Here is a 23278-nt window from a genome sequence, read left to right as displayed (position 1 = left end):
CGTGAAGACCTTGTCAAGAAGATTTTTGGCTCTGATCACGCTGATTTTCGACTACTTCTCCTTCCGCCAATTAAGCGACCCACGATTCTCCACCGTGCTCGATTCCACCTCAGCGTCGAAACCGCGGCCGAGTAGATATTTCAAGGTCAAGACCGAACCGCTGCCGATCAGCGACACGCCGTAACTCACGTAGAGTTTCGGCGAGAGATATTTGCCGAAGCCGACCACCGAGCCGCCGAGGGTGCGCGACTGGCTGACGCCGGCGTCGTCGAAGCCGAGTTTGGCGCCGAGTTGCGAGGCGAGGATGCCGCTGCCGGCCGATAGCGCGCTGGCCGCGGCGGTGACCTGGTCGGCTTCGTCGCTGCTGGCGTTGCTGAGGCTGCGGCCCAGCACCAGGTACGCCATCGCTTCGGATTGCGACATCGATGGATCCGACCACACGTCGGCGTGCGGGGCGGTGGCACGGCCGGTGACGTCGATGCCGGCGGTGACGTCGCCGACCTTGCGTTGCGCGCGCATGTTGATGCGCGGGTCGGAGACGATGTTGTTGCTCCAGGTCAGCTGGCCGCGGGTGATGGTCAGGTCCTGGCCGTAGGCCTTGTACTGGCCGCTGACGTCCAGGCCGCCGGTGGCGGTCATCTCGCGGCCCTGGCGCGAGCGCACCTGCATGGCGCCGGTCAGCGCGCCCTTCAGGCCGAAGCCGGCCATCTTGACCTGGTCGCCGAGCACCACGCGCAGGTCCATCTCCAGCGGCGAGCTCGGCGCTTCTTCGGGGTCGGCCGGATCCAGCACCACCACGTCTTCGGACACCGAAGTGCCGCGGTCCAGCCGCTCCAGGTCGATGTCCGCCGACGGCACGGTGACCTGGCCATTCAATTTCATGGTCTTGTTGGCGATGCCGAACTGCAGGTCGGGGTTGGCCACCGCGCGCAGTTCGGCGGTATTGGACACCAGCACGTTGCTGCCGCGGATATTCAACTGCAGCGGCGTGGTGTCGCCGTACCACGACAGGCCGCCGTCGACGTTGAGCGTGCCTTCGCCGGATTTGACCGAGGCGACGATGCGCGCCGAGCCGTCCGGCTGCGCGTCGAAGCGGCCCTTGCCTTCGCTCAGGGTCAGGCCGAGCGCCGGCAGTTCGCCGGTGAAGTCGCTGAGCGTGGCGTTGCCGCCCATCGACGGCTGCGAGCGCGTGCCGCGCAGGCTGACGTGGCCTTCGACCAGGCCCTTGGGCCGTACCAGATCGGGCGAGAACAGCTCCATCCAGTACAGCCGCGACATGTTCATGTATATCTCGCCGGTGAGCGGCGCGTACGCGTCCCAGCCGGTGTCCACGGTGGCGTCGATGAAGCCATCGCCCTTGAAGCCGACGCCGAGCTTGGAGTGGATGTGCTGGGCGGTGAAATCGGTGACGAAACTGAACTGGTCGTAGCGCACCAGTTCGCCGCGCGCGTTGTCGCCCAGGCGCAGGCCGCCTTCCGGCGAGGCCAGCCGCAGCGATCCCTGCCAGGCGTTGCCTGCCGGCTTGAAGCTGCCGTCGAGGGTGAGTTCGCCGCGCAGGTACATCTTGCGGCCGCTGTTGGGTGGCAGCCACGGTTGCACCAGCGACAGCGGCAACGCGTCGCCGCGCACGGTCAGGCCCTGCTTGGGCCAGTTGGCGGCCACGCACAGCGCGCCACCACCGTTCGCGCCGAGACAGGTGTCGGACAGGGTGAAGGCGCTGCCGGCGATGGCGAACGTGGCCGGTTGCCGCAGTTGCCAGGGTTCGCCCTTGGCCGGCGCCACCCGCAGCGTATTCAACCCACCCTGCCAGCGCGCGCCGTCGCGGCGCAGTTGCCCGGCGAAGGCGAGCGCACCCATGTCGTTGTGGGTGTCGGCATCGAGCTGCAGGTTTTCCACCGCGCCGCGCGCGTCCACGCGCACTGTCTCAAGTACCACGCCGGCACTGATCGCGCTGCCGCGCAGCGCCAGTTCGCCGCCGCTGCCGCGCCACGGCAGGCGCCCGCGCAGGCTGACGCTGTCGGCGCCGTAGCTGTCCCACTTCAAACCATTGCCGGTGAGATCGGCGGTGAGATCGGGCGCATCGCGGCGGCCCTTGACCTGCACGCTGCCGCGCAGGCTGCCGGTGGCACCGGGCAGCAGGTCGGCCAGTTGCAGCGGCTGAAGTTGCGCATCGATGTCGAGCTGGTCGCCGACTTTGCCCTGCGCCTGCACGCGGCTGTCGCCCAGCGCCAGTTGCAGCTTGCCTTCGCCCTGCTCGCCCTGCAGCGCGAAGGTGCCGTTGGCATCGAGCGGGCGGCTGCGCAGCTTGCCGTTCAAGCGTGGCACGTCGAGGCTGGCCTGGTAGCCGGCGGCGCTGCCGTCGGCATGCGCCGGCAGCTGTTTGCCCTTGGAGGCGAACTGGCCGGACAGGTTGCCGTCCCAGCCCGGCGCGAAATAACCGGGATCGAAGCCGGCCAGCTTGGCGTTCACCTCCCAACTCAATTCCGGTACCCAGGCCACTTCGCCGCCGAGGTCGAGCGTGCCGCTGGGCATCTTCGCCTGCACCTGCTTGAGCTGCGCGCGCTGGTCGTCGCCGCGCACATCGAGGTGCAGTTCGGCGCTGTCCTTGCCGCGCGAGACGGTGGCTTCGCCGTAGGTGGCCCACTGTTTCAGCGTGCCGGCCAGGCCGAGATTGGCGTCGACCAGCTTGATCGGCACGGCCGGCGCGTCCGGCGTGGACGGATCCGGGGCGGTGGCGAAATTCAGGCCGCTGGCGTTGACCGAGAAGCGAAAGGTGGCGTTGTCCGGATCGCGGAAGTCGGCGGTGCCGCGCAGCCGCGCCTGGCCATCGAAGGCGCGCAGTTGCAGCGGCGCGACGGTGAGCACCTGGTTGTCCAGGCGCACGTTGGACGGGTCCAGCGTCAGCTTCTGCGCGCCGTATGCGAGCTGGCCCTGCAGCTTGGCGTCGCCGCCCTTGCCGGAAGCGCTCAGGTCGAACGCGATCGGTTCGCTGGCGGCGGCCGCGGCATCGCCGGGCGGCACGAACAGCGACGGGTCCAGCGCCTTGCTGCTGGCGGCGAACTGCCAGGTGGGATCGTTGCGGCCGGTGAATACCAGGGTGGTGCGCAACGGCGCCGGCGCGTTGCCGGCGATCGCCACTTCCATCTTGTCCAGGTTGCCGCGCGCGATCAAGCCCAGCCGCGCCGGCGTGCGTCCGCGCGCAGCCGGGAACACCGCGCTGGCGGTGAGGTTGGCCTTGTAGTCCTGCGCCGGCACGTAATCGCCATCGACGCGGAAGTCGCCGCGGTCACTGGTCATGACCAAGCGCTTCGCGCGAAATTCGCCGTTGGCCACTTCGATGCCGCCACTCAGCGTGTGGATATCGATCATCGGTTGCTGCGCCTGGGTGATGCGCAGCCCGTTGATCAGGATGCGATCGGCCTGCAGCGCCAGCGGCACTTCGATCTGCGGCAGCGACTGCGGCCAACTCGGCAGTGCGAACGGTTCGTCGCTCTTGGCCAGGTTGAGCGTGGCGTTCTTCAGCTGCAGCGTGTCGAGTTGCAGCTTGCGCCCGAGCAGCGGGCGGATGTCCGGATCCAGGTAGGCGCGCTCGGCGGTGAAGTGGATCTGGTCGTAGCGGAAATCCAGGTTGTACAGGATCAGCGGGCCGGCCAGCGGGCCCTCGGCGCGCTCCCAGGTGAGCGAGGATCCGGCGGGCAACCGCGCCACGATCTGCGCCAGCAGCACATCGCGTCCGGCCACCGTCTGCAGCAGCCAGTACACCGCCAGCAAGGCCAGCAAACCCAGCCCGGCGATGGTCAGTCCCGAGCCCCACCAGAAGCGCTTGCGCCGGTAGAAGCGCGGGCGCCGCGGCGGCGGCGGCGCGGGCGTGGCGGGGCCGGTCGCGCTCACAGGTTGGCTCCGATGTTGAGATAGAGCTGGAACTGCGAGTCCGGATCGTTTAGGCCATGCGCGATGTCAACCCGCACCGGTCCCACCGGCGAGCGCCAGCGCACGCCGAAGCCGACGCCGGTGTGCCAGTCCGGGGTATCGTCGAAGGCGCTGCCGCTGTCGACGAACACCGCACCGCCCCATGGGCCGCCCTTGAAGTAGTGCTCGTACTCGGCGCTGCCGGTGAGCACGTGCTTGGCGCCGAGCGCGAAGCGGTCCGGTGCGGCGGTGCGCGGGCCGACCTCGCGGAACGCGTAGCCGCGGATGCTGTTGTCGCCGCCGGCGAAGAAGCGCAGGCTCGGCGGCATCGCCACCAGCGCGTTGGTCCAGGTGCTGCCGGCTTCGCCGCGCAGGAGCAGGCGGCTGTTGTCGCCCAGTCCCTGGAACCAGCTCAGGCGCATGTGCGCCTGGGTGAAGCTGGCGTCCGAGCCCAGCCCTTCGGCGCCGGCACGCAGGCTGAGGTTGCCGCTGAAGCCCTTGCGCGGGAATACCTTGTCGTCCACGCCCACGTAGTCGGCTTCGATCTGCGGATAGACCAGCGTGGAATACTGGTACAGCGCGTTGTCGAACACCTCGTCGGTGGCGTAGCGCCAGCGCTCGCGCAGCGCATTGAGCGAGGCGATCGCGGTCCAGTGCTCGTTGATCTCGCCGCTGCGGCTGCCGGTGAGCTTGAGGTTGCGCAGGTCGATGTAGTCGGTCTGCTCGTCGTAGGCGCGCATCGAGGCGGTGTACCAGCCGTCGAGCCAGCGGAACGCCGGCACCCGGTAGCTGGTGATCAGGCTCTTGCGCTTCTGCGCGTAGTCCAGCTGGGTGCTGAGCTTGTGCCCGCGCGCATTGACGTAGCGGCGGTCCACGCCCAGGCGCACGCCGGCGCCGCTCTCGCTGCCGTAGCTGATGCCGCTGGTGTAGATGCTGCGCTTGGCGCGGGTCAGGTTCACGTCGACCGGCACGTTGCCGTCGGCGTCGGCCTCTTCGGGCTTGGGCTGGATGTCGACGGTGCTGAAATAGTCCAGCTTGACCAGCGACTCGCGCAGCCGGTCGAGCTTGCCCTCGTGGTAGTAGCTGCCTTCGTCCCAGTACACCAGCGGATCGAACAGGTCCTGATTGAAATAGTCCTGGTGGAAGCGGATCGCACCCATGTTGTAGCGGCGGCCGCTGTCCCAGCTCAGGTCGATGTCGGCGGCATGGTCGGCGCGGGTCACCTCGACCCGGCGCTGGGTGAAGTCGGCATCGAAGTAGCCGCGCTCGGCCAGGCGCCGGGTGATGGCGACCTTGCTGGTCTCGTAGGTGGTGTGGTCGAAGACCTCGTCGGCCTTGGGGTGGAACTTCTGCAGGTCCTCGCCCAGGTAGCTGTCGTCCTCGGCCGGCCCGGTGATGCCCACATGGAAGTTGCGCACCCGCACCGGCTCGCCCTTGTTCACGTGCAGGGTGACCGTCAGCTTGTCGTCGTTGCGCGGCGCGTCGACGGTGATGGTCGGGGTATAGTAGCCGAACGGCTCCAGCGCCCGCCGGGTCTGCCGTTCGGCCTGGCTCAGCAGGTACTCCAGGCGCGATTCGCCCTGGACCTTGCCGATGGCCTGGTACAGCGACAGCGAGACCTGGATGTTCTCGATCATCGCCGCATCGTCGTCCTTGTCGAGGCCTTGTATCTGGACTTTTTCGATCGTGCCGCGCGCCTGGACGAGGCCGGCCAGCGACAGCAAGGACAAGAGCAGGGCGAGGCGGGGGATGGATCGCATGGGCGCCAGAATACCGACACACCGTGTGAAGCTGTTAACTAGACGTTGGCTTGCATCTGCCGGCAAGGTCGCGTAAGCGGTTGGCAAGGTTGCCGATGCCGCATGCCTTTGCGGCAACGGCGGCTGCAACGGCCGCGCGTCCGCGTCGGTGCAGCGCGGGGGTGGGACGCGTGCCGAGGTGGGCCGCATGCGCTGCCGGACGCCATCCTGCGCGGCAGCAGGAGCGCTTACTCGCCGCCTCCTCGCGCGTCGGTGGCGCGTGCGATGGCGCGCCGTGGCCCCCCGGGCGGCGCAGCAGACAACGCTCCCTCGCGCGGCGAAGCCCAGCAAGCGGCGCAGCTCCGGCGGCCCCCCTCTGCGGCTTGCCAATCCGCACGGGCCGCGCCACGCTGGTGCGATCGTCATTCCTGCGAGGAAGTGCAGTGTCCACCGTGATCGAAACCGCGCGCCTGCGCTTACGCTTGCTGGAGCCGGACCGCGACGCCGTCGCGATGCTGGCGTTGCTCAACGACCCTGGCTTCCTGGCCCACATCGGCGACCGCGGCGTGCACGACGAAGCCCAGGCGCGCCGCTACCTCGCCGACGGCGCAGTGCTCAGCTACGCCCAGAACGGCTTCGGCCTGTATGCCGTGGAACGCCGCGACGACGGCGCCTGGCTCGGCGTCGCCGGCCTGGTGCTGCGCCCCGCCCTGCCCTGTCCGGACCTGGGCTACGCCCTGTTGCAGCCTTACGCAGGCCACGGCTATGCCAGCGAAGCCGCGCAAGCGGTCCTGGCGTACGCACAAGACACCCTGGCACTGCCGCGCCTGTGCGCGATCGTGGCGCCGGACAACGCGCGCTCGAGCCGGCTGCTGGAGGCGCTGGGCTTCGCTGCGCAGGGCCGTACGCGGATCGCGGCCGATGCGCACGAGGTGGAACTGTACATCCTCGAGCTGTCTTCCCGCGTCGTGCCATCGGAAGCTTGAACGTGGACAGCCTGGAATCGCTGCAACTGCTCGCGCGCTACAACCAGTGGATGAACGAGCGCTTGTACGCCGCGGCAGCGACGCTGCCGGAACACGCCGTCGCGCAGGACCGCGGCGCCTTCTTCGGCTCGCTGCTGGGCACGCTCAACCACCTGGTGGTGGCCGATACGATCTGGCTGCAGCGTTTCGCCAAGCATCCGGCGCAGTACCCGGCACTGGCGGCGATCGCCGCCGCGCCAACGCCCGCCGCGCTGGACGCCGTGCAAGCCGCGACCCTGCCTGCGCTGCTGGCGCAACGCCAGGCGCTGGACGCGACCATCGCCGCCTGGATGGCGCAGGTGAGCGCGGCGGACCTGGATGTCGCCCTGCATTACCGCAATACCCGCGGCGACACGTATCGCCGGCGTTTCGGCGACCTGCTGCTGCATTTCTTCAATCACCAGACCCACCACCGCGGCCAGGCCACCACCTTGCTCAACCAGGCCGGCGCGGAGGTGGGGGTGACCGATCTGCTGGCGTTGATTCCGCAGATGGAGCTGGAGTAAGGATCGACGCCGGCGGCGCGCGCGAGCAGCCCGCGCCAGCGACGATGGAGACAACGGGATCCGCGCGCTCGGCGGCGCCGCGCGGCTGGCAGACACCACTCGCCGCATCGCCGTCGGCGAGTCTGTAAGCCTGGCAATGATGCCGAAGACGCGCGAGCGACGCGCCGCAGCCTCCCTGCGTAACGTCGGCGCTACGGCGTACCGCCCTGCGCCTGCAGCCCCGCGACGATCTCGCGCAGCTCCGCCACCTCGGCTTCCAGCGCCTGCACCCGCGCTTCCAACTCGTCGTTGCCGGACGCGGCCGGGCGCGCCTTGAACGATGCCGCCAGCGCCTCCGCATCGATCGGCCCGCCGAGCAGATGCATGTAGCGGTCCTCGCGCTGGCCGCTGGCGCGCGGCAACTGCACTACCAACTGGCGCTGCGCCAGGCGCTCCAACTGGTGCCGCACGTCCTCGGCATCGGCGAACCGCGCCATGCGCTCGGCCCGCGCCAGCAACTCGTTCGCCGTCTGGGGGCCGCGCAGCAACAGCAGCCCGATCAGGATCACCTGCTGCTGGGTCAGGTCCAACGCCGCGGCCAACCGGTGCTCGTAGCGCACCGCACGCGAAGAGAACTGCTGCCGCGCCAGCCCGTGCCCTTCCAACTGGCGCAGCGCATGCTGCACATCGCCCGGACTCAGCGACAGCACCGGCTCGCGCGAGGTCTTCTGGTTGGCGGCCACCACCGTCGCGTTGACCGTGAGCGGATACGCATCCGGCGTGGTGGCCTCTTTTTCGATCAGGCAGCCCAGCGCACGGGCCTCGACGGCGGAGAGAACGGGGGGTGGCGGCGCATCGGTCGTCATCGTGGGATACCAGCGGCAGGGGTGGCTAGGATAGCCCGGCATACGGCATCAACTGGGATTTCCCTGTCACCCTGCCATGCAGGCAGCGCTTGCAGCACCATCTTGCGGTCAGGTTGTAGCGCACTGCCTGGCAGATGCAGCGACAGTCACCGCCTCCCATCCTCTTGCCTGGAGCCATGCCCGGTTCATGGCGTGCGGCATAGATTCGCCCACGTCGCGAGTCGCCGCAGCTGCAAGGAGTGCCCCACATGTCGTTCGCCGCGTTGCGAGTAAGCCTCGCCATCGCCGTCCTCGCACTTTCAGTATTTACGCCGGCCGATGCAATGCAGCGCCTCTGGCCGACCCAGCAGCAATGGCGCCAACTCGGCACCGGCAGCGAGGCGGCTGTCGCACAACTGCGCCTGGCCGACGCGGCGCTGCGCGATACCGCGCACCCCATCGCGGTGCTGAGCACCGCCGGCCGGCTGAAAGGCGACCCCGTCAAGGCAAGCACCGAAGCGAGCCTGGGCGACATGCGCAAGATCCAGGCGCTGGCCGTGGCCTATGCCCTGACCGGCGAGGAGCGCTATGCGACGAAAGCCGGCGACTATCTCGGCCGATGGGCTGCAGTGAACCAGCCTACCGGTCAACCCATCGACGAGACCGGCCTGGAGCCGGCAATCTTTGCCTATCGCATCGTCAGGAAGTCGCTGCCGACCGGTACCCGCGATGACGTCGACGACTGGATGCGGCGCATTGCGCGCGCCGAGATCGCGTCGCGCGATCCCAAGCGCAAGACCGCCACCAACAACTGGCAGAGCCATCGCCTGAAGACCGTCGGCCTGATCGGCATCGCGCTGGACGACGACGCATTGATCGCCTACGCCAGGGAGGGATTCAAGCAACAGATCGGCGACAACCTGCGACCGGACGGCCAGGGCATCGACTTCATCGAGCGCGATGCGCTGTCCTACCATGTCTATGACCTGCGCCCCTTGGTGACGCTCGCCTTGGCGTTCTCCGAGCGTGGCGACGACCTGTATCACTGGCAGGCGCGCAACGGCGCCTCGCTCGCGCACAGCGTGCAATGGCTGCTGCCCTACCTACGCGGCGACAAGACCCATGCCGAATTCGTCGGCAGCGACGTCGCCTTCGACAAGGCCCGCTCGCGCAACGGCGAAGCGGGCCATGTGATCGGCAGCGCATATGCGCCTCGCGATGCACTACCGTTGCTGTCGCTGACGGCTGCCTACGATCCTGACAGCGCCCGCTTGGCGATGCAGCTTGGTGGCAGCACCGCGGACCTGCGCCTGGCTTTTAGCTTGCTGCCGGGGCGGCCGCTGTCGAGTGCCAACTAGAGAGGCTGGTCGATCGCGATGCCATCGAAGCACTGCTGTGTTATTGCTTGTCTGCACCGTGGTGCCGTCCATCTGCGGTCCTTTTTGAACAGACACTTCGCGGGCCAATTCACCCCGTAGCCTGTTCCAGGCAGAAACCAAGGCCGGCGTTCGCGCATGCCGGTTGGCACACCCGGCAGCAAAGCGGCCCTATTCGTCGCTACATTCCTGCGCGTCTTTGGATTCGACCGGAGCCAGCGCTACGCCGTCGCTGGTTTCGCTGATCCTGGAGATGGTGAGATGGCAGTACTGGCGCGAGAAATCCAGGGCGACCTCGTAGTCCTGGCCTTTTTCGGGGACGAAGGACGCGCCGAAATCGTCGCAGCCGCGCGAAATGCCGCTTGGCCCCGTAGTTTCATAATACGAGGCGTGGATGGCGATCGGCTCGCCTGCGGTGATGGCGTATTCGCGATAAAACGCCTTGGCCAGGATGCCGTTGCGCTGTTTGAGGTTGGTGACATTGGGGGTGACCGGCATTCCCAGGGAAATGTTCTTCTTGCTGCCGAAGGCACCGCCGAAGCCGCTGCTGGAAGGCGTTTCGCTTTCAGCATCACCGCCGTAGCACATGGTGTTGCGATAGAACTCCAGGCCAATCACGGCCTGCCCGAAAAAGCGGATCCGCGCCTCGTTGTCGGGGTTGACCCGTGCCTGCTCGTCCTCGTCGTCGCCTGTTATGGCCGCGGCTGGACAAGCCACAGCGAAAAATGCGGTCAGCAGAAGAAGCTTGGGGAGGAGTTCCATTCTGGCCTCATCGTGACTTGAGGTGGTGATAGCGGTTGCCGGCTGAGATTCTGAAGCTGTTTGATTGTCGGCGAAAACGGGATCAGAGTCTGAGTTGGCCCACGTTTTGCGTTGACAGATTAGCGACTTACAGGAGATCCGACTGGTAGTGAGCGTGCGCATGGCGCAGTCTTCGAGGTAACTAAATCAAAAAGGGACTGACGACCATGCACGCACGCCGTCGTCGTAGTTGCCCAAGTAGCGGCGGCCAATGAGCTGGGTGATCTGCTCTAGCACCAGGCGTTGTTCGTAGAAGCCGTTGCCCGGGTGGGTCTGGGCCCACTCCGGATCCACGCCGAGCTTGTCGAGCAGGTAGTCGCTGCTGATGAAGTTGTCGTAATTGACGAAGCGCGGATCGGTCTCGATCAGGTAGCGACGGCCGGGGCCGGCGTTGCGGTTGGCGTTGACGCCGCCCAGGCAGTTGGCGGCACGCTCCAGCGCGTTGACGCCGGCGTAAGATTTAAAATCCCCGCTTTATTGTTACTTTTGTATTGCGCCTTGTTCAATATTTTTAACGCCTAGCCTTCTAGCAATACTCAATATAACGCCTTTCATGGAAACTAAAGGATCAACAATTATCCCTGAATAAATACTACACCCCTCCATGTCTTCCGGATAATCAAAATCAGAATAAACCAGCTGAAGCTTATTTATCTTATCCACTGAGCCTTCAGGAGAATTAAAAATACATAACAAAAATGCAAGACGCCACTTATCCAACTCAATGGGCCTTTCAAATTGACCAGCATTTTTATACGCCGCAGCCATAAAATCATTATCAGACGAATCCGCCAAAATGATTACATCAATTAAATTTTGATCCATGCTGCCACCCAAAATATAATCGCAACACTCAATTATTTCTCGCTTACTGATCCAACCATTTTCTTTTCCAACTATCAACGACCCCCAGCTTAGCAATCCGAGATTTCGTAGCGTATTTAACTCGCAAATTTTCATTGCTTGCCCTTCCCTTGATTAGGCCTCTGATTAGGATAACCCGTCACCTTCCCTCCCGGAATAAACCTCCTGTGAGGAAACAAAGGGGTCAGAGGCTGAGGTTTCCCCACTTTTTCATGTTACGAACCGCATGTTCTGACTGGCCTCCGGTGACAGCTGACGTAGCGCGTGAAGCATGGCGTGGAGCGGTCGTTCCAACCATCCTCGCTGTAAGGCTTCCTGACCCAATCGCACCAGGCAGTAGAGCCTGCGTGCGGTCGGGTAAGGGTTGAGCTTGTCCTGTGCCTCGATCGCTTCGGCCGCCATGCCTGCCAGCCAGGACACGAACATCGCCAATGCGTGCAGCAGCAACAACGTCTCGATCCGCTCGCGCTTGCGGGTCAGGCTGTCCTCGAAGGCCTGGCCGTAGCGATGCGATTTCAGATCGCGGAACCCGAGTTCGATCTGCATCCGCCGGCGATAGATCGCCACCACCTGCCCGGCGCTGACGTGAGCCATCTCCTTGCACGTCATCAACAACCAGGGTTCGGCCTCGCACTGTGCATGCTGCCGGCTTTGCTTGCCGCGGCGGCGCTCGCCCTTGAGCGTCGTGTGCCGCCGTCCCCGCGGCCTATCCGCATGCAGGACCAGGCGCGCCTGAATCGGCTCGTTGCGCACCACGTCGAACACGCCCAGATCGCGTGACTTGCCCGTCAGGGTCAACGCGTACAGAGCGCGGCACGGTACCCACTGATCGGCCTGGTCGGGGATCTCGATAGGTTTGACCTGGGTGCGATGCCGCAGGCGCGTGATCCACTGCCATCCCAGCCGCTCCACCGTCCGGCACCACGGCGCCCGGAAGCCTGCGTCGGTGATCAGGATCGGACGGCTGTGCTCGGGCAACAGTGTTTTGAGGCGTTCAAGGAAGCGACGCTCTACCTTTGGCGACGCCAGTTCCCGTTCCGGGAACACCTGCTCCAGCAACGTCAAGGTTCGTCCGCCCACTGGCACCGCGGCGCGCAACAGATGCCAGCGGCCATCGCCCTTCAAGCGGCACCAATCGACCGCGATCACCGGCGTGGGCGAGCGCACCAGCCAGCGCACCATGCCGCCATACAGGCGCTCACGTTCGGCGTGCAGGCGTGGGTTGCTCAGCAACCGATCCAGTCGCTTCAGCGGCGCACGGATACGTTCGGCGTCCAACCAGCTGCGGGCCAGATCGATCAGCACCAGGCGGCGACCCGCCAGCAGCGACTCGACCGCCAGCAGCAGCGTCTGCCGGCGTAGTGCATGCATCGGCGACAGTGCCGACTCCAGGCATCTTTGCAATACTTGGCTCGCGCGCATGGTCTGCGATCCTCATTGGTGTGGTAACCGCGAAGATCGCGCCATGCGCGCGCTTTTGCAAACCAAAGCCGCTGCAAACTCTTGATTGCTAAGAACTAAAGCTGGGGAAACCTCAGGGTCAGAGGAAATATCCGATTGAAATAGATATTTCCTCTGGCCCCTTTGTTCGAAAACCACATGTATTAAGTGCATCGACTAAAGGCCAAGCGCAAAGCCGCACCCACGTCAGAAGGACTGCTACCGCTTGGAATAATGACATGGTCACCTTCACCTATTCCCTTGCCACTCCAGGCTTCTAACTTTTCATGATGGCTGGGACGAATAGTGATCTGACCACATTTACTTTCGATACTGCAGTTCTTCATATCTTTAAACAATGCACGCTTAGTCTTGTAGCCATACTGCTCCAAAATACCGCCAACCCATTGATCATATCGTTGATTGGTCAGGTCGTAGTTGTATAACTCTCTATCAAAAGTAACTTCAGGATGAATCCAAACATCCTCTCGCGGCTCGGAAAGCACAAATCGACTATGCGCCAAGGCGTCAAGCACGGCAAACCCTAGCTCTTCATCGGCAACGTCAGTGTTCAAGAAATACTCAACACCTTGTGGATCTGCTCGACTACTCCGATAGCCGGAAAAAGTTTTCACGGAAATAAAATCATTATTTATTTTCGCGTCCGCCCAAGCTGTTTTTACGACATCGCCCATATTAATCTACTCTGGTGATTTTTACCGTGACGCCTTTGCTCTTCCCATACTCAACAGCTCTATTAATTTGATCCCACTGAGCACTCGTCGTAGCTTTTGGAACTGCCACTTCCAATACACGATCAGTAATTTGACCAGAGGATACTGTTACGCCCTTCAACGTGTACCCAGTAAAACCTGCGGCGGCATCAACATTTCCCTTGAGCGATGAATAAACCTGAACTGGATTAGCGATTCTAGCCACAGTAGTCGTATCAAGTGTTTTTGCACTGATCGCAACACCGGTATTTTCATCAAAAAAGTCAAACGTCTTGAAGTTCGCGGGTAGTCGGGAATCAGTTGGCAGTTGCGCCACAAGGTAGTCCTCCCAAGGCATTCCTTGACCTTGGATACCCCTACCCCACTCAATCCCAGTAGCAGCACGATCTACTGTCCCACCAATCGACCTTACACCGCTTACAGACCCCACACTTTCTAATGCTGGGACAGTGTACCCCACTGGAGCCAGGAAAGTGGAGGAATAGCTGAATTCCCCCATCGTATCAACAGCGTCAGACCTAGGCTTCTCAGCTACGAAATTAATTGCATCCAGAGTCGGAATGTCACCCTTAGCCGAGCCGACATAGGAATCGTATACAGATGAACCCTTCCCTGATCGCGTGCTGCGCGGCCCCAAAAACTCAATTGTGCTCGCCACATCGAATACGTTGACGCCAAATTGATTTGCTCCAGCAACCTGCTCTGGGCTTCCATCGAATACGGTTGCTGTCCAAGCTCCCGGTGCACCGAAGAGCGGCCCTAGATACGCTATTTCCAGCCTATTTCGGCTTTCAAGCGACATGCCACCAATCAGATTCTTGACTTGCGGTCCTTGCCAATCCGTCTCGGTCAACAACTGATGGTCGAGATCGTAGAGGGATCCAACTCCAGCCATGCCTTTTGAGGCCGTCTGCACCACCCCTACCGCGAGTATCGCGTCGTATTCATGCGTGCCCGGCTTGAGATTAAGCAGCTCTGCTTGCTGCTCTGGAACAAAGGGGCCAGAGGAAATATCCGATTGAAATAGATATTTCCTCTGGCCCCTTTGTTCGGAGTGCGTGTCGTTGGCCGTCAATATGTCGATCAGATCCAGTGCCGCGTTAGCTTGGCTGGCATCGATGTTGATGCCTATTACCGGCAGGCAGTTGCAGCTGTCTCCGATGCAATGGCAGTTAATAAAGCGATCTTGCTTCTAAATAAATGACCGAGATCAAATAATAAAACAAATTGATTCTTAGATTATCTATAGGCGCAGATCCAAAATTTTGCGATTCATATATAAATTATCCATTTAAAATATTTTCCACTTTCGTCTTTTCCATCGAACGAAAGAAAACTTCTAACTCATGCTCTACATTTCCACTCCAACCAGAAACTGAATCATGCAACACGTCTAGATAAACCTTCAAATCTTTTTCAGGCAAATTTGGCAACGCATCGTGTACAAGAACAATCTTGTGACAGGGAATCCACCCAAGATCTGTTAAAAAATCATAAAGAGCATTCCAGTTAAAACCAAAGTACCCCGGAAACCAAAGGCTGTAGTACAGTGATTTTAACAACTCTTCAGATAAACATATCTCCGGGTCAATGCGCACATAGAAGACTTCTGCCGCATCATAAGACGGCGCGATATCTGAAAATTTAAATGGCGACATTTCGAGACCTCAGTTGTTGATTGGAATAAACGTCTTGTAATGATATGGCGTGTAATACATTTCTCCGCCCTTCCCTACAACTATTCGCTGAGGCCCGGGACCTGATACGCCAGGAGTTGGATGCACATATTCCGTGTAACAGCCAAGTGGCTTCGCCGGCAAATCTCCATCGCGATTCAATGTGGCGACAGCGTTATTTGTTTGCGGGCACTTAATTGACGCACCGCGTACTTGAGACTTGAATCACGTGGAAAATCAGACCATCTAAGACGAAAGAACCGCCTAAGACGAAAGAAATTTTACCTTCCAATAGTCTCTGGACCTTCGCAACCAATATCTTTGCAAATCCGGAATCAAGAAGGAGAAATCTCCATTTTTGGCGATCCAATCACTATATGCAAGCTCTTCATGCGATCTAGTGCCATCCATATGCATATAGATTCTTCTATCAAAATTTACATAAAAGCTAGGGAGCATAGACGAAAGTAAATTTACATCTCTAATGCAATCACTGGAGATTTCAGCGCCTGACATGTAGTGCATTTCAAGCTCATCAAGCAGTTCATCGCGAGAATCGTCAGAATCGAAAAAAAACTCCTCAAGCTCGCCTCTTGAAAAAATTTTTGCCGAGCTACTGGCTAAATACTGCTTAAAATTATCTGAATTTAACCTCAGAACTCCGCCCCGAAATTCCCTGCATGCCGCCTCGTATTGATATTTATCTATATATCCCCTATCAAGATATGCTTTATAATTTTTTTCTGCGTCCAAAGAAAAATTGACTTTGTCGTCTATAACCCAAAAATTGCTACCACCCAGAATGAAAAGGCAGACGCTTAATTCCCCATTCCACAGCGCATCGCGCATGAATTTATTTAGAACCATTTCCAAATTCCTTCAAAAATTCAGACTGAGAATAGACACAGGCCCCACTTGAATGCTTCTCAAGTAAAGACTCCCACATTTTTGGAAGCTCCAACGAAGTACCGGGTGTCGTTGGGTCTACTACTTTTGGAGCAGATGGATCCCTAAATGCGCCGGGGACAGGTTGTTGTGGTACAGCCCTGCTCATAATTTCATTGTGAAGACTAGCATCAACTTCAAAAACAACTACAGAGCCATCCGGACGCTTGTTGGTCAGATAGTAGACGGCGTGGTCGGCATTGCCAACACTCACGCAAAGCTGTCCTGAACATCCAGGATTTATGCTAATTGTCCTGTCAGCATTAACGGTGATCCTGTTTTGACTTGTAGCGGAACCTACACCTCCCCCTTCAACCCTAAAATAGGTTGTTGTTGGTTTTAGGCGACTCAGGTCGTCAACGGGGTCAATAACTGCATTGACGACATCTACATTTTTGATGGTCAAGCCACTTGATGCTCTGCCCACAGCAGAGGCCCCTCCTGCAGGCACAAAACCAATCAAGGAATAGAGCGCTTCCGAATATTCGGGCGAAATCCCTGTCTTGCTGATCAAGTACCCGCCAACCGTCGCCTGCTGTTGACCAGACTCCAGCGTACGATTTCCCGCCTGTAGCTGGTCAGCGCCCCAGATTGCTAGCAGACATCCGGCTCCCATACTTTCTGGACAGCCGAACGTACCAAGGGCAACTGCCGCAGCACCGCCAGCTGCCTGGCCCGCTCCACCTAGTCTTTGGATAGCATTGCCATTGCGAGTATTCCAATTGCTGACCGCATCCTGTATCCCATCTAGGCCCGAATAAGTAAACATGGGCACTTGATACGACGAAGATATACCACGCTCATCAGTGGCGAGTTTTGTCAGCGCTTGATTGTTTAAGAGGCTTCTCTCCGATGCATATTCAGCCTTGCCACCCTAAAGTTCCAAAGCCGAGTAGAGATTGTATTCACTCGTTCCCGGCGTATAGCCCTCCGAACACTTGACCAATGCACAGCCAGCTATGGTCAAACGCAGCTGCTTTTCCGGGTCGTCCCCAGCCAACTCCTTGATTCGATCAATCTCTGCCTGATGGAGATCGCGATTGTAGTTTTCTCCTGCCAGTGCATTGGACGCGCCTTCTGAGCCACCCAAAGCGCCACCGATAGCAATGCTGACCAGATCGCGGACGAGCTTCGACTCGCCTTGCGTTAGCGGCCTTGCAAGCTCGGCGGCGCCTGCACCGAGCGCGCCATCTAGAGCGTTACCGCCGCTCAAGCCACTTACAATGGCGCCGGTCAAAGCATGAAGTAGAGTCTTCCCGGTCCCTCCATCTTTCCAAATGTCGTATTGCTCTTGATATTCGGCCATCGTGGCTTGAGAGCCGGACACCAATGCACGGTAAGGTGCCTTCTCTTCCTCACTAGCTCCCTCTTTTTCCAGAGTGGCCAAGGTTGCCGTGGCGGCGGTCGCCGTGAGTTCGGCATCGTGATACTTCTTGGTCAGCAACTCACCGATGGCGCCCGCGGTCCTGAACCCCACTTCTCCTGCAACCTGGGCCATTTCCAGTTGGTCGGCCACTTTCTTTTCGTCATAGATAGCCTTCAGTCCGCTCTGCTGAAGTTCGGTCGCGCTTCGCTCCAGTCCGTTAAGGGCCGACTCGTCGCCGTTGCGGATAACGACCGTCCCTTCGGCTATATCGCTTTTGGTAGTGCTCCCCGAGCTATCGCCCTTGTTACCCAATGCATTGGCCGCGGCTCCTAAAGCAGCGCTTTTGGCACTGGATGCCATATCGGTGCTGACGCCCACACTACTTGCCTTGTATTCGGCCTCGTTCTTCAGCTCTTCGACCGTCAGGCTGCCGGTCGAGAGATAGTTCAGGCTCGCATCGGCCGTACTGGCAATCGCCCCACCAATCAGGTGACTGTTGCCGCCCACGGTGACATCGAACCCACCGTTCCCAGCCTGGATGCCGCTCTGTTCGGCGACGCTGGTGTAGCTGCTGTTGACCTTCTGCTGGCTATACGAGCCGCTGACGTTGCCGCCGGTGCTGTAGCCGTAGACCAGCTTGATGCCCGCCTGCTGTTGCTTGCTCTGGTAGTCGTTGGTGTCCTGCTCGCTCTGGATCAGCAGGTTGCCGCCGACATTGGCCAGCACCTTGTCGCCAACCGCCTGCGCGCCCTTGATCGTGGTGTCGTTGCCGCTGGCCAGGGTCAGAGTGTCGTTGGCGGTGACCACACTCTCCGTATGCAGGTCGCTGTTGCCCTTGGCGCTACCCTTGCCGGCCGAGACGGTCAGGTAATAGCCCGTCGTTGCACCGACGCTGAAGCCGATCTCGCCGCCAGCGTTCTTGTTCTCCGACTTCGTCGTGTTGTTTTCCTGCTGGCTCAGCAGGTTGAGGTTGTTGGCCGCCGCCAATGCCACGTTGTCGCCGGCGATCTTGCTGCCAACGACGTTGAGATCACCGCCGGTGGCCGCGATGGTGACATTGCCGTCGCTGAGGATGCGGCTGCCGCCTGTGGTCTCCTCGTGCGTGGTGGTCTTGCTCGAGGAGCTACTGGCACCGATGCCGATGCGCAAGCTCACGCCTGTGGCATTGGCTGCTCCCTGAGCACCATCTGCGGACGCCGTGCCGGTCTTCGTTGTATTTCCAGCAACAGCTTCGCCGTTGTAGCCCCTTCAACCCATTGCTGGCCAAACCGGCAGCGTCGCTGATCGAGTAACCGGCTTTGACCGCGTATAGCGCCTTGAGCCGATCATCTTCGACCTCGGAGCCACGCTCGACCGCGCTGTACGCGGTTTGTACCGCATCGACCAAGCCACCACTCAAACCCAGCGAGATCCCCGCGCTCTGCTGCTTGGAGGTCTGCACCGTGTCCACGCGGTTCTCGGCCGCGGCGATGGTGACTTCCTTGCCGACGATGGCCGTACCGGTCTTGCTCAGCACGTGGCTGCCGGTGATCGAGACCGCGTTGCCGGCGGTCATCGTCACCGAGCCGTCGGTGCTGCCGACCAGGCTGCCGCTGTTGGTGATCTCGGTGGCGTCGAGCGTGTCTGTCTTCTTGCTGGCACCGAGCGTGACGCTGAAGCCGCCGCCGCTGTACAAGCGGGTCTTCTTGACCTTTTTGTCGTGCTCTTCGCTGTGCTCGTTCTGTGCGGTCTCCAGGGTCAGGTTGTTGCCGGCGGCCAGCACCACGTCGCCGGTGCCGGCGATCTGCGCGCCTTGCGCCAACAGGTTGTTGCCCGCGGCGATCTGCACGCTGTCGCCGCTGAGGGTGGTGACGACCGCGGTGCTGTCGTGCCACTCGTCGTGCGTCGTCGTGGTCTTGCTGGACAGAAAGCCCTTTTTCTTCTTCTGCATGTCCTGTTCGGCGTCGTGCTGCTCCTGCGCGGCGAGCAGGTTGACGTCGTTGCCGGCGGACACGCTGACTGCACCGGTGTCGGTGTAGACCTTGGCCGCGGTGAGGTTTACGTCGTGGCCGGCCTGCAGCGCGGCGTCGCCGCCGGCGAGGGAGCGGACCCCGCGCCACAAGGATCCGCTTCCATTAGCCCCGTGGTGCAGCGACTACTGGGCGGCCATGTCCTGGAGCGCTTGCGCGCCCACATCATCCAGGATGCCGCGCGCCGCGCGGCCGGCGGTGTAGATGGCCTCTCCCAGCACGGGCAGCGTGCGTGGATCCAGATAGGGCGCCGTGCCGGCGGCGAGGATGTCGCCATGCGCGGTGATGGTGCGGATCAGACCGTCGAGTGCATCGGCCTGGTTGAGCGTAATGCCGAAGACAAAGCGGTTAGACGCCATCTCAGCGATCCTCCGGTGCGTGGTGGGCGATGGCCGCGTCAGTCTTTGCTAGCCACGCTCACCACAAGTTCGCCGTCGCGCACCTGCACGCGCAGCGTGCTGCCGATGGCAAAGCCCAGTTCCTCCATCCAGCGGCCGCCCAGGCGCAGCGCGGGCGTGCGCTTGCCACTGGCGGAGTGGCCGCAGCCGACGGTGCACGTCTGCGGCGGGCGTGTGCGGCGGGGCGCGCGCGATGCGCGGGCGAGATCGGCGGCATCGGCGGCGGCGATCTGTTCGGGCGTGAGCATGGGGATGAGCGTCGACTCGGCGATCGTCCAGCACCTGCAGTGGGGCTTGCGCGGTGCACGCTTGCGGGGAGTGGTGGGGCGGGGTGACGGTTGACGCATGGCACAGCCTCCTTGGCAGACAGGAACCCGCGCCGAACGGCGACGGGATGTCGGGAGGTTAGAAACCGCACGTAGCCGGCGGGCTTATTTCCCCGAAGGGTGTTGTATTCGCCGCCCTCCCGACGCAGACAGCGCGTCGGAGTGTGCCTGCGACAGGCACAAAAAACCCACCGGCTTGACGGAGGTGGGTGCCGCTACGTGAGGAGTTTCTACGCTCCTTGGAGGGATGGTGCTACTGGATTTTGGGGATGTCAACTGGTTTGGGCTGCAAAGCGAAGATGCGTTTTTAAGTGAACCTGACCCTGCTATCGGCGGACTGGGTGTAGGCGCCGCCCGCCGTCAGGCTGACGTTGCTGCCCAGGCTGCCCACGCTGCTGGCCACTTGCGTCACCGTGGCGTTGTCGTCGCGGTGCTTCTTGGTGTGATAGCCGGAGAAACGCTCGGTGTCGGATATAGCTTGTTGAGTAGAGCGCTACAAAGACTAAGTGGCTAGAACTAAGGGTCCAACCCGAGAATCGATCCTAAAAATATTCATCAAGAACTTGTTAGAAAAGAAAAGTTATAAAAAATCAAGGCCCATGAGCACACGAGAAGAAATAATTCGGCATAGTTAACACCCTTAATTTTTCTTAACTTAAAGTTATTTGCCGCAAAATAGAAAGTTAGCAGCACAGGAAAAATTAGCGCCAAAACAGCAATTAAATTCCAAGCCTGATAATACCTGTCCGTGAAAAATTTATATAGATAGAATAATCTATCATATATTCTGCTTACAGATACAATCAGCCAATACGAAAATATAATAGCCCACCCGACCAACGGGAAAGTAGATCTAACCAGGAATGAGCTAACCATTTTTCCTGCTCTTAAATTTTTAATTTTTTCCATTTGAAGATATTTCCCCAATCAATTTTAACATTTTTGGGAGACGTATGCTCGTACTGATCGAATATACTGTTTATGACTGGGTTGGCAGTATTGTTAGGCGTTTTTGGAGAGCAATTTTCTAAAAGGCGGCAGCCGGCAACCGGGGAGTTCACCAAGCCAACTGTGCCGCCTCTTCCGCTTGCCGCTTCGACAAGAATTGACTTCTGCTTATCCTCATCCTTTGCATCTGAAAACAGGGGTCAGAGTCTGAGGTTTCCCCACTTTTTCATGTTACGAACCGCATGTTCTGACTGGCCTCCGGTGACAGCTGACGTAGCGCGTGAAGCATGGCGTGGAGCGGTCGTTCCAACCATCCTCGCTGTAAGGCTTCCTGACCCAATCGCACCAGGCAGTAGAGCCTGCGTGCGGTCGGATAAGGGTTGAGCTTGTCCTGTGCCTCGATCGCTTCGGCCGCCATGCCTGCCAGCCAGGACACGAACATCGCCAATGCGTGCAGCAGCAACAACGTCTCGATCCGCTCGCGCTTGCGGGTCAGGCTGTCCTCGAAGGCCTGGCCGTAGCGATGCGATTTCAGATCGCGGAACCCGAGTTCGATCTGCATCCGCCGGCGATAGATCGCCACCACCTGCCCGGCGCTGACGTGAGCCATCTCCTTGCACGCCATCAACAACCAGGGTTCGGCCTCGCGCTGTGCATGCTGCCGGCTTTGCTTGCCGCGGCGGCGCTCGCCCTTGAGCGTCGTGTGCCGCCGTCCCCGCGGCCTATCCGCATGCAGGACCAGGCGCGCCTGAATCGGCTCGTTGCGCACCACGTCGAACACGCCCAGATCGCGTGACTTGCCCGTCAGGGTCAACGCGTACAGAGCGCGGCACGGTACCCACTGATCGGCCTGGTCGGGGATCTCGATAGGTTTGACCTGGGTGCGATGCCGCAGGCGCGTGATCCACTGCCATCCCAGCCGCTCCACCGTCCGGCACCACGGCGCCCGGAAGCCTGCGTCGGTGATCAGGATCGGACGGCTGTGCTCGGGCAACAGTGTTTTGAGGCGTTCAAGGAAGCGACGCTCTACCTTTGGCGACGCCAGTTCCCGTTCCGGGAACACCTGCTCCAGCAACGTCAAGGTTCGTCCGCCCACTGGCACCGCGGCGCGCAACAGATGCCAGCGGCCATCGCCCTTCAAGCGGCACCCATCGACCGCGATCACCGGCGTGGGCGAGCGCACCAGCCAGCGCACCATGCCGCCATACAGGCGCTCACGTTCGGCGTGCAGGCGTGGGTTGCTCAGCAACCGATCCAGTCGCTTCAGCGGCGCACGGATACGTTCGGCGTCCAACCAGCTGCGGGCCAGATCGATCAGCACCAGGCGGCGACACGCCAGCAGCGACTCGACCGCCAGCAGCAGCGTCTGCCGGCGTAGTGCATGCATCGGCGACAGTGCCGACTCCAGGCATCTTTGCAATACTTGGCTCGCGCGCATGGTCTGCGATCCTCATTGGTGTGGTAACCGCGAAGATCGCGCCATGCGCGCGCTTTTGCAAACCAAAGTCGCTGCAAACTCTTGAGTGCTAAGAATTAAAGCTGGGGAAACCTCAGGGTCAGAGTGCACTTTCATTTCCTGTTAGTTTAACCTTCGGCGGCCGACCCATCCGCGTAGCGGGTCCGGCGCGACGGCCAAGCTGGTGCTCAATGGCCGCACGAAAGCGGTCGTTGCCTAGCGCATGTTGGCGCCGCAGGTTGAGACGGATGGCGGCGATCTCGTCCGGGTCGATGGCATCCAGGACGAAGCGGCGATAGTGGTCTGCGCGTTCGCTGGCTGGGGCAATGGCTAAATAGCTTTCATGTGGCTGCACCAGCGCGTTAGCCTGGCCGTGTACGTTGCAGGAATGGCTCGACCACCGATAGTCCGCCGGATCAACGACCATGCCAGCACGCAATGGATTGAGTTCTATGTAGCGGTAGCGGCGGAGCAAATAGAATTCATCCTGCACCGGGCACGATTTGTAGCGGCCTTCCAACAAGATGACGGTGCGACGGTATTGAGTGTTGATGTAGCGCACGTAGCGGCGACCGAGCGACTGCATCAGCGTTGACGTCGCGCCGGCTTGCCGGCTGGTGAGCAGCAAGTGCACACGGTTGGTCATCAACATGTAAGCATGCACGGCGACGCCCAGCTTGAGCGACAGTTTGTGCAAATCCTGCAGGTAGCGTATCCGATCGATGTCGCTAAAGAAGCATGGCTGCCGGTCATTGCCCCGCTGCACGATATGCTGGGAGACACTGGGGAGATCCAGTCGGGGGTGGCGTGGCATGTCCCGTCCTTCGCTCTGCGGTGGAACCAGCGTCGTTTATCCGAACGAGCTGTCCCATCGGGTAAGCGCCTGAGCTTGGGTCGGGAAAGTGCACTCTGACCCCGGTTTCCCTGACCCCGGTT

18 protein-coding genes and 1 pseudogene are annotated in these 23278 nt (G+C 60.9%); 3 read left to right on the top strand and 16 right to left on the bottom strand.

Translation table 11 applies throughout. The features are described from left to right. Positions 1 to 51 precede the first annotated feature (51 nt). Positions 52 to 3891 (bottom strand): translocation/assembly module TamB, encoded by a 3840-nt coding sequence (locus tag NRY95_01055; protein UYC16603.1) that lies wholly within the window; start codon positions 3889 to 3891, stop codon positions 52 to 54. Further along, positions 3888 to 5669 (bottom strand): autotransporter assembly complex protein TamA, encoded by a 1782-nt coding sequence (locus tag NRY95_01050; protein ID UYC16602.1) that lies wholly within the window; start codon positions 5667 to 5669, stop codon positions 3888 to 3890. Before NRY95_01050 ends, NRY95_01055 begins: the two co-directional genes overlap by 4 nt. A gap of 422 nt (positions 5670 to 6091) precedes the next feature. Between NRY95_01050 and NRY95_01045 the strand changes: the two genes are divergently transcribed. Continuing rightward, positions 6092 to 6634, top strand: a complete 543-nt coding sequence (locus tag NRY95_01045; GenBank protein ID UYC16601.1) for a GNAT family N-acetyltransferase — start codon at positions 6092 to 6094, stop codon at positions 6632 to 6634. A 2-nt stretch (positions 6635 to 6636) separates the two neighbouring features. Next, positions 6637 to 7179 carry a DinB family protein gene (locus NRY95_01040; protein ID UYC16600.1) on the top strand — a complete coding sequence of 181 codons (543 nt, stop codon included), beginning with the start codon at positions 6637 to 6639 and terminating at the stop codon, positions 7177 to 7179. A 191-nt stretch (positions 7180 to 7370) separates the two neighbouring features. Here NRY95_01040 and NRY95_01035 read toward each other — a convergent pair whose 3' ends face one another. Next, entirely contained in the window at positions 7371 to 8024 is a 654-nt protein-coding gene (locus NRY95_01035; GenBank protein ID UYC16599.1) for a DUF480 domain-containing protein, read from the bottom strand. A 248-nt stretch (positions 8025 to 8272) separates the two neighbouring features. Here NRY95_01035 and NRY95_01030 point away from each other — a divergent pair, with 248 nt between their 5' ends. Further along, positions 8273 to 9361: an alginate lyase family protein gene (locus NRY95_01030; GenBank protein UYC16598.1), complete on the top strand. Its 1089-nt coding sequence runs from the start codon at positions 8273 to 8275 to the stop codon at positions 9359 to 9361. A 189-nt stretch (positions 9362 to 9550) separates the two neighbouring features. Here the strand turns inward: NRY95_01030 and NRY95_01025 are convergent, their stop codons facing one another. The 13 genes and pseudogenes from NRY95_01025 to NRY95_00965 all read right to left on the bottom strand — a co-directional run bounded on the left by NRY95_01025 (position 9551) and on the right by NRY95_00965 (position 23156). Then, positions 9551 to 10141 (bottom strand): hypothetical protein, encoded by a 591-nt coding sequence (locus NRY95_01025; GenBank protein UYC16597.1) that lies wholly within the window; start codon positions 10139 to 10141, stop codon positions 9551 to 9553. Positions 10142 to 10660: 519 nt separating this feature from the next. Beyond that, the gene (locus tag NRY95_01020) at positions 10661 to 11140 is read right to left on the bottom strand and encodes a DUF2247 family protein (GenBank protein UYC16596.1); all 480 of its coding nucleotides are present in this window, start codon (positions 11138 to 11140) and stop codon (positions 10661 to 10663) included. Between the two features lie 114 nt (positions 11141 to 11254). Further along, entirely contained in the window at positions 11255 to 12466 is a 1212-nt protein-coding gene (locus tag NRY95_01015) for an IS4 family transposase (protein UYC16595.1), read from the bottom strand. Between the two features lie 182 nt (positions 12467 to 12648). Then, complete coding sequence (locus NRY95_01010; GenBank protein UYC16594.1) at positions 12649 to 13179, bottom strand: contact-dependent growth inhibition system immunity protein; 531 nt, start codon at positions 13177 to 13179, stop codon at positions 12649 to 12651. A 1-nt stretch (position 13180) separates the two neighbouring features. Next, complete coding sequence (locus tag NRY95_01005; GenBank protein UYC16593.1) at positions 13181 to 14293, bottom strand: hypothetical protein; 1113 nt, start codon at positions 14291 to 14293, stop codon at positions 13181 to 13183. Positions 14294 to 14501: 208 nt separating this feature from the next. Continuing rightward, positions 14502 to 14876, bottom strand: a complete 375-nt coding sequence (locus NRY95_01000) for a barstar family protein (protein UYC16592.1) — start codon at positions 14874 to 14876, stop codon at positions 14502 to 14504. A gap of 282 nt (positions 14877 to 15158) precedes the next feature. Then, on the bottom strand, positions 15159 to 15761 hold the full coding sequence (locus tag NRY95_00995) for a hypothetical protein (protein ID UYC16591.1): 603 nt from the start codon (positions 15759 to 15761) through the stop codon (positions 15159 to 15161). Next, positions 15748 to 16608, bottom strand: a complete 861-nt coding sequence (locus tag NRY95_00990; protein UYC16590.1) for a hypothetical protein — start codon at positions 16606 to 16608, stop codon at positions 15748 to 15750. Before NRY95_00990 ends, NRY95_00995 begins: the two co-directional genes overlap by 14 nt. A 105-nt stretch (positions 16609 to 16713) precedes the next feature. Beyond that, positions 16714 to 19264 (bottom strand): annotated as a pseudogene (locus tag NRY95_00985) (hemagglutinin repeat-containing protein). 75 nt (positions 19265 to 19339) lie between these two features. After that, on the bottom strand, positions 19340 to 19573 hold the full coding sequence (locus NRY95_00980) for a hypothetical protein (GenBank protein UYC16589.1): 234 nt from the start codon (positions 19571 to 19573) through the stop codon (positions 19340 to 19342). Positions 19574 to 19611: 38 nt separating this feature from the next. After that, the gene (locus tag NRY95_00975; protein ID UYC16588.1) at positions 19612 to 19959 is read right to left on the bottom strand and encodes a type I toxin-antitoxin system SymE family toxin; all 348 of its coding nucleotides are present in this window, start codon (positions 19957 to 19959) and stop codon (positions 19612 to 19614) included. A 1153-nt stretch (positions 19960 to 21112) separates the two neighbouring features. Next, positions 21113 to 22324, bottom strand: coding sequence for an IS4 family transposase (locus NRY95_00970; protein UYC16587.1), 1212 nt, complete (start codon positions 22322 to 22324; stop codon positions 21113 to 21115). Positions 22325 to 22442: 118 nt separating this feature from the next. Then, positions 22443 to 23156 carry a transposase gene (locus NRY95_00965; protein UYC16586.1) on the bottom strand — a complete coding sequence of 238 codons (714 nt, stop codon included), beginning with the start codon at positions 23154 to 23156 and terminating at the stop codon, positions 22443 to 22445. Positions 23157 to 23278: the final 122 nt, after the last annotated feature.

It is taken from the genome of Xanthomonas campestris pv. phormiicola (assembly GCA_025666215.1).
Lineage (GTDB): Bacteria > Pseudomonadota > Gammaproteobacteria > Xanthomonadales > Xanthomonadaceae > Xanthomonas_A > Xanthomonas_A campestris_A.
This window is presented reverse-complemented; position numbering and strand designations above follow the sequence as displayed.